The sequence below is a fragment of the Maribacter sp. genome (assembly GCF_049667165.1).
In the GTDB taxonomy this organism is placed as follows: domain Bacteria; phylum Bacteroidota; class Bacteroidia; order Flavobacteriales; family Flavobacteriaceae; genus Maribacter_A.
This window is the reverse complement of record NZ_JBATHS010000271.1, coordinates 1-15167: the sequence shown is the minus strand read 5'-3', so window position 1 is coordinate 15167 and position 15167 is coordinate 1. Positions and strand designations below refer to the sequence as shown.

General features: G+C 41.7%; 14 protein-coding genes and 1 pseudogene. 10 read left to right on the top strand and 5 right to left on the bottom strand.

All coding sequences use genetic code 11. The features are described from left to right. Both WBM98_RS13250 and WBM98_RS13245 read right to left on the bottom strand, forming a co-directional pair. Window positions 1–281, bottom strand: a pseudogene (locus WBM98_RS13250) (hypothetical protein); the annotation flags it as partial. Window positions 282–359: 78 nt separating this feature from the next. Beyond that, complete coding sequence (locus WBM98_RS13245; protein WP_424366498.1) at window positions 360–2990, bottom strand: valine--tRNA ligase; 2631 nt, start codon at window positions 2988–2990, stop codon at window positions 360–362. A 197-nt stretch (window positions 2991–3187) separates the two neighbouring features. On the opposite strand from WBM98_RS13245, the gene WBM98_RS13240 reads away from it, so the two are divergent. Beyond that, window positions 3188–3577 carry a DUF1573 domain-containing protein gene (locus WBM98_RS13240; RefSeq protein ID WP_424366497.1) on the top strand — a complete coding sequence of 130 codons (390 nt, stop codon included), beginning with the start codon at window positions 3188–3190 and terminating at the stop codon, window positions 3575–3577. A gap of 48 nt (window positions 3578–3625) precedes the next feature. Here the strand turns inward: WBM98_RS13240 and WBM98_RS13235 are convergent, their stop codons facing one another. After that, window positions 3626–4915 (bottom strand): aspartyl protease family protein, encoded by a 1290-nt coding sequence (locus tag WBM98_RS13235; protein WP_424366496.1) that lies wholly within the window; start codon window positions 4913–4915, stop codon window positions 3626–3628. Between the two features lie 203 nt (window positions 4916–5118). Between WBM98_RS13235 and WBM98_RS13230 the strand changes: the two genes are divergently transcribed. The 7 genes from WBM98_RS13230 (at window position 5119) to lipA (ending at window position 10712) form a co-directional block, all read left to right on the top strand. Further along, window positions 5119–6312, top strand: a complete 1194-nt coding sequence (locus WBM98_RS13230; protein ID WP_424366495.1) for a pyridoxal phosphate-dependent aminotransferase — start codon at window positions 5119–5121, stop codon at window positions 6310–6312. Further along, complete coding sequence (gene murB / locus WBM98_RS13225; protein ID WP_424366494.1) at window positions 6309–7325, top strand: UDP-N-acetylmuramate dehydrogenase; 1017 nt, start codon at window positions 6309–6311, stop codon at window positions 7323–7325. Before WBM98_RS13230 ends, murB begins: the two co-directional genes overlap by 4 nt. Window positions 7326–7531: 206 nt before the next feature. After that, window positions 7532–8095, top strand: a complete 564-nt coding sequence (locus tag WBM98_RS13220; RefSeq protein WP_424366499.1) for an RNA polymerase sigma factor — start codon at window positions 7532–7534, stop codon at window positions 8093–8095. Next, the gene (locus WBM98_RS13215; RefSeq protein ID WP_424366493.1) at window positions 8095–8853 is read left to right on the top strand and encodes an anti-sigma factor; all 759 of its coding nucleotides are present in this window, start codon (window positions 8095–8097) and stop codon (window positions 8851–8853) included. The genes WBM98_RS13220 and WBM98_RS13215 overlap by 1 nt, the downstream gene beginning before the upstream one ends. 80 nt (window positions 8854–8933) lie before the next feature. Further along, window positions 8934–9143 carry a membrane or secreted protein gene (locus WBM98_RS13210; protein ID WP_424366492.1) on the top strand — a complete coding sequence of 70 codons (210 nt, stop codon included), beginning with the start codon at window positions 8934–8936 and terminating at the stop codon, window positions 9141–9143. 33 nt (window positions 9144–9176) lie between these two features. Next, a complete protein-coding gene (locus tag WBM98_RS13205) occupies window positions 9177–9737 on the top strand; it encodes an RNA polymerase sigma factor (RefSeq protein ID WP_424366491.1) in 561 nt (186 codons plus the stop codon). A gap of 108 nt (window positions 9738–9845) precedes the next feature. Next, on the top strand, window positions 9846–10712 hold the full coding sequence (lipA, locus tag WBM98_RS13200) for a lipoyl synthase (RefSeq protein ID WP_424366490.1): 867 nt from the start codon (window positions 9846–9848) through the stop codon (window positions 10710–10712). Window positions 10713–10805: 93 nt separating this feature from the next. Here the strand turns inward: lipA and WBM98_RS13195 are convergent, their stop codons facing one another. Further along, window positions 10806–10931, bottom strand: coding sequence for a hypothetical protein (locus WBM98_RS13195; RefSeq protein WP_424366489.1), 126 nt, complete (start codon window positions 10929–10931; stop codon window positions 10806–10808). Between the two features lie 238 nt (window positions 10932–11169). Between WBM98_RS13195 and WBM98_RS13190 the strand changes: the two genes are divergently transcribed. Continuing rightward, the gene (locus WBM98_RS13190) at window positions 11170–13392 is read left to right on the top strand and encodes an ATP-binding protein (RefSeq protein ID WP_424366488.1); all 2223 of its coding nucleotides are present in this window, start codon (window positions 11170–11172) and stop codon (window positions 13390–13392) included. Here the strand turns inward: WBM98_RS13190 and lpxK are convergent. After that, complete coding sequence (gene lpxK / locus WBM98_RS13185) at window positions 13382–14380, bottom strand: tetraacyldisaccharide 4'-kinase (RefSeq protein WP_424366487.1); 999 nt, start codon at window positions 14378–14380, stop codon at window positions 13382–13384. The two genes, WBM98_RS13190 and lpxK, sit on opposite strands and share 11 nt — an antisense overlap. A 50-nt stretch (window positions 14381–14430) precedes the next feature. Between lpxK and WBM98_RS13180 the strand changes: the two genes are divergently transcribed. Then, window positions 14431–15167 (top strand): YqfO family protein (locus tag WBM98_RS13180; RefSeq protein WP_424366486.1); only part of this gene is annotated, 737 nt, incomplete at its 3' end.

Here is a 15167-nt window from a genome sequence, read left to right as displayed (position 1 = left end):
CGGGCCATAAAGGGTTCCAGTTTTTTGGAATAACACGATACGCTGATCCCTTCTTTAGCAGGGTCATCCCCGATACAAACCAAATTATTGGTGCCTTCGCGCAATACTGCGAATTCCCCTTTTTCATTATACCCATAGACCATGGCCCCAGCCTTATCTTCTTCAGGCGCGGGTAAGACCGCTGTTCTTATTTGAATGTCCTCGGGGAGAATTTCAACTTTTTCCTGAGCGACCGTAAATTGAATAATAAAACAAATTCCTATAAGTAATAACCGTTTCATATTGATCTATTTTTCCTAAATATACAGATCACTTCGGAAAAGATCATAACTTCAACAAAAAAAGATAATTGGAAACCATCACCCCAAACTGGCCAAACTCTTTTCCAAAGTCACAATTTTAGCCTCGGCATCCACTTGTTTTTTTCGTTCCATGGCAATGACCTGATCCGGGGCATTGTTCACAAAACGTTCATTGGAGAGTTTCTTTTGAACCGATTTCAAAAAGCCTTTGGTATACTGCAATTCTTCCTTTATCTTTTTAATCTCGGCCTCCACATCAATGGCACCACTGATGGGTATAAAATATTCATTGCTTTTGACCCTAAAAGTCAAGGCCCCCTCTACTGCAGTATCAACATAGGATACTGAAGAAACATTGGTCAATTTTTTTATGACAGCGTCCCATTCCTTTTCCGGTTTTTCCGCATTTAAAACCAAAAGTTCCAAACTTTCCTTCATGGGAATGTTCTTTTCCTTACGAATGGTACGAATGCCCGCAATAACCTCAGTGGCAAACTCGAATTGCCCTATCAGCCCATTATCCACTTCCTCCATCTTGGGCCATTTTGAAACAACCAGTGCTTCTTGGGGTGAACGTTCCGCAATATGCTGCCATACCTCCTCAGTAAGAAAGGGCATAAAAGGATGTAATAATTTTAAATTTAGTTCAAAAATACCAATAACCTCATCGTAGGATTTTTTATCTATGGGCTGTTGATAAGCCGGTTTTATGATCTCCAACAACCAAGAGCTATAATCCTCCCATATCAACTTATAAATGGCCATTAAGGCATCTGATATACGATATTTACCAAAATGATCTTCAATCTCGGCCAAGGTTTGATTGAATTTGGCCTTATACCATGCTATGCCAAGTTTAGAAGCTTCCGGTTGGGGTAGATCTTTTACTTCCCAACCTTTTAACAACCTAAAACCGTTCCAAATCTTATTGGCAAAGTTCTTTCCTTGTTGGCAGAGGTCTTCGTCGAACAACAAATCGTTTCCGGCAGCTGAACTCAATAAAAGTCCAACTCGCACCCCATCGGCCCCATAATTTTCTATCAATTTCAACGCATCAGGTGAATTGCCCAAGGATTTGGACATTTTGCGTCGTTCCTTATCACGGACAATCCCTGTAAAATAGACATTTTCAAAAGGTTTCTCCCCTCTATATTCATATCCGGCGATAATCATACGGGCTACCCAAAAGAAAATAATGTCGGGCGCTGTAACTAGATCACTTGTGGGGTAATAATAGTTGATTTCCTCATTGTCTGGCTCCAATATTCCATTAAAAACGCTCATGGGCCATAACCAAGAGGAAAACCAAGTATCCACAACATCTTCGTCTTGCCGTAGACCACTCAACACCAGGTTTGGGTTGTTTGATTTGATCTTGGCCTTTTCCAATGCCTCTTCTTTCGATTCGGCCACCACAAAATCATCCTGTCCGTCCCCATAATAGTAGGCCGGAATCTGTTGTCCCCACCATAATTGCCTCGAAATATTCCAATCGCGGATATTTTCCATCCAATGGCGGTACGTATTCTCGAATTTTTTAGGAAAGAAATTAATTTCATCAGTTTCCAGAACGGCTGTAATGGCAGGCTTTACCAAGTCCTCCATTTTTAAAAACCATTGATCTGACAAACGTGGCTCAATAACAGCCTTCGTCCTTTCCGAAGTACCCACTTTATTGATATAATTCTCAGTCTTTACCAAAAATCCCTTAGCCTCGAGTTCTTTCTTTATTTCCTTTCGAACCACGAAACGGTCTTTGCCTTCATAATGCAACCCAAAACTATTGAGCGTGGCATCGGCATTGAAAATATCGACGGTCTCCAATTCATGTTTTTCACCTAAGGCCTTGTCGTTGATATCATGGGCAGGGGTCACTTTCAAACATCCGGTACCGAATTCAATATCAACATATTCATCGGTGATAATGGGTATGACCCTATTACAAATTGGAACAATGGCCTTTTTTCCTTTTAAATGGGCATATCGTTCATCATTAGGGTTGATGCAGATTGCCGTATCCCCTAAGATGGTTTCTGGACGCGTAGTGGCTATGGTCACTTTTTCGTCAGATCCTTCTATCGGGTAGGACAGATAATACAAAAGCCCTTGTTTTTCCTCATAAACCACTTCCTCATCGGATAAAGTCGTTTGGGCCTCAGGATCCCAATTCACCATGCGATATCCCCTATAGATCAAGCCCTTATTGAACAGGTCGACAAATACCTTGATTACCGAGGCAGACATAGTATCATCCATGGTGAAGGCAGTTCGATCCCAATCACAGGAGCATCCCAATTTCTTAAGTTGCTCTAGGATTACCCCCCCGTATTCGTGCGTCCATTCCCAGGCGTGTTCCAAAAATTCATCCCGACTAAGGTCTGCCTTGTTTATTCCCTGCTCTTTTAACTTGGCAACGACCTTTGCTTCAGTGGCTATGGACGCATGGTCGGTTCCAGGTACCCAACAGGCATTTTTGCCCTGTAAACGTGCTTTACGTATCAAGACATCCTGTATGGTATTATTGAGCATATGTCCCATATGTAGTATGCCCGTAACGTTTGGAGGCGGTATTACAATACTATAGGGCTCCCGATTATCGGGTGTGGAATGAAAATAGTTATGCTTCATCCAGTAGTCATACCAATGGTTCTCTACCTGTTGAGGCTCATATTTTGAAGGAATATCCATTTTTTGGAACAGTTTTTGATTTTATGGGTATTGGTGACAAAAAAATTGACCGGAAAGATATGTTAATTTATCATTTTTGTCCGTTTTTTGGCCCAATTATAAATACGAAACAAAAATAAGTAACGTTATTACATAACAAAAAGAATTTTGGACGTTGATCTAAAAAGATTACTTTTGATATTCACCCAAAACTAAATATGATGAAAAAAATACTACTTGTATTATTTGTAGGACTATTAGGATTTAACCTAACCGCCCAAGAAACAGCGGCGAAAATCGAATTTAAGACCGAAACCGTTGACTATGGTGAAATAGCCAAAGGCAGTGATGGCGTGCGTGTGTTTGAATTTACGAACACCGGGAATGCCCCTTTAATAATAAGCAAAGTAAGTTCGAGCTGTGGATGTACAATTCCAAAGAAACCGGACGGCCCTATTTTACCAGGAAAAACTGGTGAGATAGAAGTGAAGTATGATACGAATCGTGTTGGCCCTATCCGAAAAGCGGTTACCGTTATCTCAAATGCGGACACCCCAACAAAGGTCCTTAAGATCAAAGGTGAGGTAAAAGCTACCGGAACCAAATAGAAAAAATAATGTGGATATCAAAAACCCTGATTGTGGAAGTTTTCGCAATCAGGGTTTTTTGTGTTTGAACAAGTCCTCAAGTACAAATGAAAATAAGAGATCACTATTATATCTTTCGATAAGAACCTTTATTCTTTTTCCTTTCTTTTCATCGAGCATTTGCATGATCTCCTGGATCTTGTACTTATGAATGCTTTTCCCGTTTACGGCCAGTATAATGTCACCCTGCTTGAGTCCCGCTGTTTCGGCCGGGCTTCCCGCACGAATCCCGGAAACCACGATTTCGGGAACCAGACTTAGCCTCGTATGGTTCTCAAAGAGAATCTGGACATTGCCGAAAGACCCGCCCTTGCTTTTAACCACGCCACGTCCATCGGAAATGCGCTGCGACACCAATCGCACCCCGTCATGCTGCAAGGTGATTCCACTAAGGTTATAATGGAATGGTGACTTGTACATATGATTCTTTCGCAATGTAACTTTCTGATTGGGATAGTCGAAAACAATATTGAATCGTTTTAATACCTCACCCCCAATACTGCCATTTCGGTTTCCCATATTCTTTATGGACGCGAAAGAACGGGAATTGGGAAATGCCGCCTTGGCATCCCTAAGGGCAAAACTACCCAACTGAATGCTATTCACTTTGGTGCGTTTTCCGAAAATATCGCCATTTAAGCCTTTGCCGAGAAAATCATCATAGTTTTCGGTGGGAATGCCAATGTCATCGTCCTCAAATAGCCAAATGGCATCGCTACTCCCAGTATCCAACAATAAGTGGACGGGTATATTCTCCGAATCCGCAATAAAAACGTTGGCGTCAACATAGGCCTTTCTTCTATGGATGGTCAAAGGCAATGTTTCTGCCTTTTTATTCTTTTTATACTGGTAGTGCTCAGGATCATAAAACTTGATCGTTTTGTTACTATAGTTGATGTCTACCACAAAATCCCGGAATAGATCGTACCCAATGATCCCATGGACGGGTATCCCTAGACTGGTCGAAAAATTAAGGCTTTTATCAATGATCACATAGAGCAATTGCTCCCGGTTTATGATGTTTTTCAGTTTAAAGGTGTTCCCCCGGGAACTTAAAGCCTTTAAGGGTTTCCCTTCGCCCAACCCTTTGATCTTGATTTCAGACACATTTTTGATCTCTATGGAATCTTGATCGGTAATATTAAAGAGAATAGGCTTGTTCACCCCTGAGTCCAACAAAAAGGAAAGTTGGGTCCCATTGACTTCGATAGGGATGATAATCAGATTATTGACGAGCTCGAATTTTATTTTCTGGTATTTCTGGTCTTTGGGCAATTCAAACGCTTGTCCTATCCCCATAATGGGGAAACACAATAGTATAATCCATAAAAATAACCTTGTATTTTTCAAAACTCCCTCAACAAATTGATTGCTCTTCTTCAATTTACACAAAATATCCTTTAAAGCGCTAAATATTAACATTTTAAAAACAGAATAAATAAACCCAAGTAGTGTTGTATTCTAACTAATGATTTCCCATTTTTGTTTAAAATTCAGCGCTTATGCCATCCATATCAAAAAAAGGGTCAGCAATGCCCGAATCACCCATACGTAAATTGGTTCCTTTTGCCGAACAGGCCAAAAAGGAGGGGGTGACCGTGATTCACCTGAACATTGGACAGCCTGATATCAAAACCCCTAAAATCGCATTGGATGCGGTAAAAAACAACACGCTTTCCGTATTGGAGTATAGCAGAACCGAAGGTTCGGAGGTTTACCGTGAAAAATTGGCCCACTATTACGCCAAAAACCAAATCCATATTACGGCCCAGGACATTTTGGTGACCACGGGAGGTTCCGAAGCCCTTTCCTTTGTCATGGGAAGTATCGCCGATACTACCGATGAAATTATAATACCAGAGCCATTTTATGCGAATTATAATGGTTTTGCGACCGCCATGGGAATAAATGTTGTACCCGTGGTTTCCCATATCGATGATAATTTTGCCCTACCTCCTATAGCCGAATTCGAGAAACTGATCACAGCCAGGACCAAAGCAATACTCATATGCAATCCCGGAAACCCTACGGGCTATTTATACAGTCGGGACGAAATACAGAAGTTGGCGGCAATCGCCAAAAAACACAACCTTTTCCTGATCGCTGACGAAGTTTACCGCGAATTTACCTATGATGGCAAGGAACATTATTCCATATTGCAAGAACCAGGATTGGATCAACATGCGATAATGGTAGATTCCGTTTCCAAAAGATACAGTATGTGTGGCGCACGAATTGGCTGCTTGGTATCAAGGAACAAGGAAGTCATTAAAACAGCCCTGAAATTCGCCCAGGCCCGATTATCGCCACCAACCTATGCCCAGATTGCCAGTGAAGCGGCTTTGGAAACACCCCAAAGTTATTTTGATGCTGTAAAAGAGGAGTATGTTTCTCGAAGGAACCTCTTGATCAAGGAACTGGAAAAAATCGACGGGGTTAAGGTCGGCCATCCCCAAGGAGCCTTTTATTGCATTGCCGAACTACCAATAGATGACGCCGATGATTTCGCGAAGTGGTTGTTGGAAGAATTCAGGGTAGATGGCGAAACCGTTATGGTGGCGCCCGCCGCAGGTTTCTATGCTTCTAAAGGTTTGGGGAAAAACCAAATACGGATTGCCTATGTACTGGATAAGGATCGTCTTACAAGAGCAGTTCAAATTCTCAAGGAAGCCTTACTTAACTACAAGGGAAAATGAAAGTCCAAGAAAATATTTCATTAAAGCCTTACAATACCTTTGGAATTGATGCAATGGCTCGCTTTTTCTGCGAGATCAATTCGATTGAAGATTTAAAAAAAGCCTTACAACTTAAGGGATACCCGAATATTTTCATTTTGAGTGGGGGCAGTAATATGTTGATTACGAAAGATCTCGACGCCTTGGTATTATTTATTAATATAAAAGGCAAGGAAATAGTCGAGGAAGCTAATGACCATGTTTATCTTAAGGTAATGGCAGGCGAGGTATGGCACGACATGGTACTTTGGTGCCTAGCACATGATTTCGGAGGATTGGAGAATTTATCGCTTATCCCGGGACATACGGGTACGGCTCCCATTCAAAATATCGGGGCCTATGGTGTTGAGCTGAAGGACGTATTCATACGCTGTGAAGCCATGCATATCGAGGACCAGACGATTAAGGTCTTCACTCAGGATGATTGTCACTTTGGGTATAGGGATTCCTATTTCAAAAACGATGGAAAAGATACCTATGTCATAACCTCCGTAGTGTTCAGACTCACCAAAAAGAACCATCGACTAAATACTTCGTACGGTGCCATCACGACCCAATTACAGGATTGGGGTATCGAAAAACCCACCATTCAGGATATTTCAAACGCCGTGGTGGCCATTCGACAAAGTAAACTCCCCGACCCAAAGGTATTGGGCAATAGCGGAAGTTTCTTTAAAAATCCCATATTGACCAAAAGTGAATTCGAACATTTCATCGCCGCACATCCAGAGGCCAAATTCTATAAAGTATCCGAAGAAGCGTACAAGGTCGCTGCGGGATGGCTGATCGACCAATGCGGATTCAAAGGAAAACGCCAGGGGGATGCCGGGGTACATAAAAACCAAGCTTTGGTATTGGTCAACCATGGCCATGCAACAGGGGCAGAAATCATTGGGTTGGCCGAAAAGATCATGACTACCGTTTTTGAAACGTATGGCATCCGAATAACTCCTGAGGTCAATATCATAAAATAACCCCTGCTAAAGAATAACAGGGGTTATACCAAACCAAACTAACCAAAAATAAAATGTACAATTACCAGTCGTACATTTATAATTAAACATTTGAGATAACGCTAGCTATAACAATCAATTTTATAAATTAGCGTTTAAAGGATATACGGTTAAAACGAACGGATTGGATGCCGAGTGCATACATTTCTTCGGTCTCGAACCATCTTATGAGCACACTTCTTGAAAAACATATTGTGGAATTACTGCAAGAACGGAATGATAAGGCCATTTCGCTCTTGTATGAACATTATGGCGATACGCTGTACGGTGTGGCAAAAAAAGTGGTTCGTGATGAGGAACTGGCCCAGGATGTTTTACAGGAAAGTTTTGTGAAAATCTGGAAAAAATCAGATTCATACGATGCCTCAAAGGCAAAATTATTCACATGGTTATTTCGAATTACCAGAAATACGGCCATCGATAAATTAAGAAGTGTCAACACGAAAACGGATAAAGAAATCCAAATGGACGTTTCCGACGTATATAATTTAGGCGTTGATAGTATTCGACCTGAATTTATGGATGTCCGTGAAAACCTGGATAAGATAGAAGACAAGTATCAAATTGTGCTTGAAGCCCTGTTTTTTCATGGAATGACCCAACAAGAAGCCAGTGATGAACTGGATATCCCATTGGGAACCATAAAATCAAGGTTGAAGATAGGTCTAAGGGAATTAAAGAAAATCTATGGATCATCAATGGTATTTGCGCTCTTACTAAATCTGATATAATGAAAGATAAAATAAAAATATTTTTAGATTCGGATTTACTTGAAAAGTATTTATTGGGAACTACCGATGACCAAGAAACTTTACAGGTAGAAAGATATTTGGCCCTTTACCCTGAGGTAAGGGAAACCTACAACGAGCTTCAGGATAACTTGGAGACTTTTGTGAAATTGCACGCCATTAAGACCCCAGAAGGGTTAAAAAACAAGATTCTTGCGCGAATTAAATCCGAGAATGCCAGTAGAAGAAAATTCTTCAGGTATGCCATGGCTGCTAGTTTTGCTGCAGTGATGTTTGCCGGCGCCTCTTATTTCCTTTGGAATCAGAACCAGAGTCTACAAGAGGAGAATGTCATCGTAAACAATAAGATTGAATTGTTGAAAGAAGACATGAGACTTGAACTTGAGGATGTTCGTAACCAATTCATTGTATTGAACAATCCACAAACAAAAAGGTACAATGTCAAGGGAAACAAAAATGCGAAAGAATTGAAGGCAGTTGCCTATATCAATCCTGTAAAAAAGTTATCCTATATCAATGTGAAGAATCTTCCCCATCTACCTGAAGACCAAAGTTTTCAAATGTGGGCCGAAGTGAATGGCGAAATGATCAACCTGGGTATCATTGACGAATTCGTAGGAAAAGAAAAACTCTTGGCCTTGCCCTATGCGGAAAAGGCGGTGAGTTACATTACCATTGAACGAAAAGGTGGCAACCCCACCCCTACCGTAGACAATGTTGTGGCCAAAATTGATTATTAGCATATAAAATACCATATATTTCCAAAGCCTTGACCATACAGTCAGGGCTTTATTTTTATATCTTTGCATAAAATCTAATAATGAAGCTGATTCTTTTGACAATTGTTCTTTTAGCACTTGCCTTCGCAGGCATTGCCATTAAAATATGGTCCAAGAAAAATGGCCGATTCTCAGGAACCTGTGCTAGCCAAAGTCCTTTTTTGAATACGAGCGGGGAAGCCTGTGGTATGTGCGGAAAATTACCTGGTGAGCGGGATTGCGAAAAAGAAACCGCCCCGGAATTGCATTAAAACACGTTATTGGGTGTAAATCCTTATTCTATTTTGGGTAAATCCGAAGATACCTTACATGCTACGATCATAAAGGCGAAATTGGGCAACCAAATGGCCTTCAGTACGCTACTGGATACCTTCTGGAATGACGTTTACGGTTTTCAACTCAAACGTACCGAGAATGAAAATGATGCCGAGGATATCACCATTCAGACCTTTTCAAAGGCCTTTGACAAAATCAAGACCTATGACCCCACTTACGAATTCAAGACATGGTTGATCACCATTTCAAAGAATATTCATGTGGATCTAATTCGCCAAAGAAGGAGAAATTTCATGGATTCCCGGGGAAACAATGAAGCCATTTCCAAAGTCTTGGATGATGCCCCTTCCGCCGAGGACAATTTGATCACCGAACAGAACTTGGCAACACTATTACAGAATATCAAAAAGTTGAAACCACATTACCAAGAAGTGATCAACCTCCGTTATTTTCATGAATTGAGTTATGCCAGTATCGCCACCGAACTGAATGAACCCATAAACAACATCAAGGTAAAGTTGTTGCGGGCTAAAAAATTATTGGCCGAGATTATCAGAAAAAAGGACTGACGGCCAGTCCATCCCCCGCTTGAACATCCCTATATTGCTGGTATTCAATACCCTTCCAATTGATCGACAAAACATTATTTTGTTCGTATATTTGTCGAAAATGCAATTATGGGCGTGAACAGTGTAGCTCCTCCAAAAGGAAAACCAAAATGGTTGCGGGTAAAATTACCGACAGGCAAGAAATATACCCAATTACGGAATCTGGTAGACAAATATGATCTGCATACCATTTGTACTTCGGGCAGTTGTCCCAATATGGGGGAATGTTGGGGCGAGGGCACCGCAACGTTCATGATACTTGGAAACATTTGTACCCGTTCATGTGGTTTTTGTGGCGTTAAAACAGGCCGTCCTTCTTCCGTTGACTGGGCGGAACCTGAAAAAGTAGCTAGGTCAATTAAATTAATGGAGATAAAACATGCCGTCATTACCTCGGTAGATCGGGATGACTTAACGGATATGGGATCCATTATCTGGGCAGAAACCGTCAAGGCCATCCGAAGAATGAGTCCTTCGACCACGCTCGAAACCCTGATTCCCGATTTTCAAGGCATTGAAAGACACTTAGATCGTATCATTGCCGTTGCACCCGAAGTGGTTTCCCATAACATGGAAACCGTTAAACGACTGACAAGGGAGGTACGTATTCAGGCTAAGTATGAGCGCAGCCTTGAGGTTTTGAAATATTTACATACCCAAGGGGTCAATCGAACCAAGTCTGGAATAATGCTTGGGCTAGGAGAGCTCGAGGAAGAGGTGTTCGAAACCATGGAAGATCTGAGAACTGCCAAAGTGGACGTACTTACCATCGGCCAATACCTACAACCCTCAAAAAAACATCTACCCGTTAAGGAATTCATTCTTCCCGAACAATTCAAGAAGTATGAGGAAGTCGGGCTGAAAATGGGCTTTCGACATGTTGAAAGCGGCGCATTGGTGCGTTCCTCCTATAAAGCACATAAACATATAAATTGATCGACCAGTCTTTTAGACTATATCCGGCCCAGGAATGGTCCCAAGGGAAAATCAATGCCGCCGCCATGTGCACCCTGTAGTAGGGACCACACCCTAATGGGGTTGTTGTACGCGTTCGTTCCCCAACCCGGTACCACCATCAAGGATAGGGCTAAAACAGAATGGCTGGTTCATAACCTCAGGGCATTGTTCGTAGGGTCCAGGTCCGATATAATTCATTGACCACCATTGCTTTTAATGCTAAAAAGGAAGCCTCCAATCAAGAAATTAATGATATTTTTGAAAAAACATACGTATATCCATAAAAAACCGACTAGTATCCATTGCGATAAACAATAGTTAGTATTCTTGTACGTTTGATTCTTTGATGTCAATCGTACGTGCAAAAAAGGATGAAAGTCAAAGAATGGTATGATTATGAATCCGCAATCTATTGCTTGAGACAAAAAAAAATCATTTGAATCTAAGAATACGAAATACACGCCTTAAGAATCTCGCCTTGATTTTGGTTTTTGGCTGCATGAGCCTCGGTATGATGGCTCAGGAAAATTTGGTTCAAAACGACATTCAAACCTATTTCAATGAGGCCCGGACCTACCGGAATAAAAACCAAATAGACCTCGCACTGGAGACCTTGGAAAAAACGGCGACCATGGCCGAACAGAACAAGGACGTCAAAACACTCATTGACAGCTACCACATGTTTGCCCTGGTTTACCTGAAATTGGATAAAACAAACACCGCCAAATATTACTGGGATAGGGCCAAAGTTTTATTGGAGGAGGTTGAATACCCCTATGGTGATGCCATCTATAAATATATTGAAGCGGTGCTCCTGTTTAGGGAAAACCAAAATTTCCAAGCGATTTTCATGCTCAATGAAGCACGACAATTGAACAATGACCGTAATTTCTTCAATAATATTCTCTTGACCGAGGGAGAGATTTATTTAAATCTCGAAAAATATGAAAGTGCCGCCAAGAATTTCAATTCCTTGGTCGTAAATACCGATGTATATGAAAAGGATTATCTGGCCACAAGGGCCTACCTTGGTCTTGCACTTACGAATCTTAAGACAGAGAATTATACAGATGCCACGAAAAATGCCAAAAATGCGTTACAATTGGCCGAGGACAATGGTTTTGCCGTCGAAGTTTTAAAAAGTAACGAGTTATTGGCCCAGTCCAATGAATTATCAGGCAACTTTGAAAGTGCCCTAACCGCCACTAGAAATTTGTTCGCCACCAAGGACTCACTTTTTAGTCTGGAGAAAATCAGTCTCGATACGAAAACGGCAGATGCCATACATAATGAGAATATGGCCTCGGAAATAAAGCGTCAGGATAAACGCATTGAAGAATTGAGCAAATCTGCCAACCGATCCGAAATCACGGCTATCCTAACCTCAGCTTTTCTGATTATCATTTCGCTATTGGCGGTTTCATTGTATAGGAACAACCAGATAAAATTAAAGACCAACGATCTTTTACATACCAAAAACAGTGAACTACAGGCGGCCAGGGATGCCGCGGTAAATGCCATGGAGGCAAAGACCAATTTTTTATCGACGGTGAGCCACGAATTAAGAACCCCACTGTATGCCGTTACAGGGCTTACCCATTTGTTATTGGAAGAAAACCCCAACGAGGACCAAAAAGATCATTTAAAGGCTTTGAAATTCTCTGGGGATTACCTCTTGAATTTCATAAACGACATTCTTCATATAAACAAGATAGATGCCGATAAACTAGAACCTTTGATCATGGAGTTCAATCTGAAAAAGGTTTTAAAGGAAGTCATCGACTCCCTTCAACAAAGTGCGAAGGAAAACCATACCAAACTTATCTTGGATTATGATGACAGTATCCCTTCCCACTTGATGAGTGATCCCTTGAAACTTTCACAGATTTTCATGAACCTCATCGGAAATGCCTTGAAATTCACGAAAAATGGCGAAGTAACGATAAAGGCACAGATGGTGCATAAAGAGGAAGAGGATGTTACGCTATATTTTGAGGTGCGGGACAACGGTATTGGTATTTCCAAAGACCAACAGGAAAAAATATTCGAAGGGTTTGAGCAGGGCTCCATACAAATCAACAGGGAATACGGGGGTACAGGCCTAGGGCTTACCATCGTAAAAAGTCTATTGGGTTTATTCGATAGTAATATAAAATTGGAAAGTGATATTGGCCAAGGCAGCTGTTTCTATTTTGAACTGAAATTAAAAAGCAAGGATGATATCATCGACGACATCCCCTTCGAGATTACGCATATCGACTATGAATTCAAGGGACTGCATATAATGATTGTTGAGGACAATAAGATCAATCAGGTCATCACCAAGAAAATGCTGTCAAAGAAAGAAATCACAAGCGATATTGCCAGCAATGGTACAGAAGCCATTGATCTTGCCAAGAACAATAGTTATGATGCCATATTGATGGATATCCATATGCCCGGAATCAGTGGGGAGGAAGCGACCATTGAAATCAGAAAATTCGATACCAAAACGCCCATCATCGCCTTAACTGCAATCTCTTTGGATGATAGTCTTGAAAGTTTCTACGCTGCAGGTTGTAATGATGTGGTCACTAAGCCATTCAAACCCGAGGTCTTCTACCAAAAGATCGGGGAAAACATTTTCGGGCACCAAGAGAACAGCACCCCTATGGCATAGCCTCCATGACGGCTTCGATCAACCTCGATGCCCCCTTATTTAGAAAATGGTGTTTCACCTGTATGTAGTACAAATTACCGACCTTGCCCTCTAATCGGGTAAAATCCTTTTCCGTGGTCAGGACAATGGTTTTTTTATTGAAAAGTTCGATTTCCGAAGTACTGAAAAAATGATGATCACGGTATGCCAGATGTTCAACATCGAGCCCCTTGTTGACCAGATACTGCACCAAAGGCCTTGGGTTGGCAATCCCGGTCACCAAGGTTACTTTTTGCCCTATAAGATCCTTTAACGAGATGTTTGAGGTTTTGTTTCTCAATGCATCCTCATAGTGCAATGTACTGAACAATACGTTTTGATGTTCTTTAGGGCGCAGCTGTTGACTGATTTCCAATTGCCTTTCTTCCCTTAGGGTAGCTGGGCATTTGGTGACAACGATCACATCGGCCCGATGGGACTCAGTTCGGGTATCCCTTAAATTGCCTGTGGGCAGATACCAATCTTCACTGTACAGATTATCAAAGGCCGTGAGCAGTATAGAAAAAAGGGGGGTTACCTTTCGGTGTTGAAAGGCATCGTCCAACAGAATAACATCCGGCTGTATGGCTTGTTCCAAATTGGTGATGCCACGACGCCTATCCCCATCGACGGCAACCGTAATATCAGGGAATTTCGCAGCTATTTGAAAGGGCTCATCCCCAATATCCTCAACCGTACTGCTCCTTGCCGCCAGCTTATAACCCCTCGATTTGCGTCCATACCCCCGGCTTAAAACAGCCACCTTGTACGTACCGTTGAGATGCTCGACCAGATATTCGATCATGGGCGTTTTTCCCGTACCACCCACACTTAGGTTACCCACGCATATGGTGGGGGTTTTAAAAGAAGTACCTTTAAAAAACCCAACATCATAAAGTATATTTCGAACATATACTACAATGGCATAAACCAAGGATATGGGATAGGCTATTTTTCTTAGCAGTTGCATTAGAACGAAAATATAATATTTTATCTTTGATGACCTTATAAAACCAAAAAATGATCGTAAAAGAAGTTGCCGGGCTTTTGGAAGAATTGGCCCCCTTGACCCATGCCGAGGATTTTGATAATGTCGGACTCTTGGTCGGTGATCCCAATCAAGAAGTAACGGGTGTTTTGGTAACCTTGGACACCTTGGAGAATGTGGTCGATGAGGCCATTGAAAATACGTGCAATCTTATCGTCAGTTTTCATCCGATCATCTTCAAGGGCCTCAAAAAGCTTACCGGCGACACCTATGTAGAGCGTGTGGTCATAAAGGCCATTCAGCATCATATAGCCATCTATAGCATGCATACGGCCTTAGACAATGCCCAAGATGGGGTAAATGCAAAGATCTGCGAGGTATTGGATATTATGGAACCCAAGATACTGTTGCCCCAAAAAAAAACGATTAAGAAATTAACGACATATATACCTTCGAATGATGCCGATACCCTTAAGAACGCCTTATTTGAAGCGGGCGCAGGTACCATCGGCAACTATAGTCACTGCAGCTTTACGACCAAGGGACTTGGTTCTTATCAGGCCGGACAAAAGGCCAACCCTACAAAGGGTACAATCGGCGAGGTACATTACGAGGAAGAAATTCAAGTGAACATCACGTTTTCAGCATCGGTTGAACACAATGTAATGCAGGCCCTATTCAAGAACCATCCCTATGAAGAAGTGGCCTATGAAATCATAACCCTTGAAAATACGAATCAAAACATCGGAATGGGGATGATCGGTTCGCT

Bases quoted from the DNA above. Each gene is read 5' to 3' on its own strand.
- WBM98_RS13245 (WP_424366498.1), bottom strand. From the start codon at position 2,990: ATGGATATTCCTTCAAAATATGAGCCTCAACAGGTAGAGAACCATTGG.
- WBM98_RS13240 (WP_424366497.1), top strand. From the start codon at position 3,188: ATGATGAAAAAAATACTACTTGTATTATTTGTAGGACTATTAGGATTT.
- WBM98_RS13235 (WP_424366496.1), bottom strand. From the start codon at position 4,915: ATGGGGATAGGACAAGCGTTTGAATTGCCCAAAGACCAGAAATACCAG.
- WBM98_RS13230 (WP_424366495.1), top strand. From the start codon at position 5,119: ATGCCATCCATATCAAAAAAAGGGTCAGCAATGCCCGAATCACCCATA.
- murB (WP_424366494.1), top strand. From the start codon at position 6,309: ATGAAAGTCCAAGAAAATATTTCATTAAAGCCTTACAATACCTTTGGA.
- WBM98_RS13220 (WP_424366499.1), top strand. From the start codon at position 7,532: ATGAGCACACTTCTTGAAAAACATATTGTGGAATTACTGCAAGAACGG.
- WBM98_RS13215 (WP_424366493.1), top strand. From the start codon at position 8,095: ATGAAAGATAAAATAAAAATATTTTTAGATTCGGATTTACTTGAAAAG.
- WBM98_RS13210 (WP_424366492.1), top strand. From the start codon at position 8,934: ATGAAGCTGATTCTTTTGACAATTGTTCTTTTAGCACTTGCCTTCGCA.
- lipA (WP_424366490.1), top strand. From the start codon at position 9,846: ATGGGCGTGAACAGTGTAGCTCCTCCAAAAGGAAAACCAAAATGGTTG.
- WBM98_RS13195 (WP_424366489.1), bottom strand. From the start codon at position 10,931: ATGAATTATATCGGACCTGGACCCTACGAACAATGCCCTGAGGTTATG.
- lpxK (WP_424366487.1), bottom strand. From the start codon at position 14,380: ATGCAACTGCTAAGAAAAATAGCCTATCCCATATCCTTGGTTTATGCC.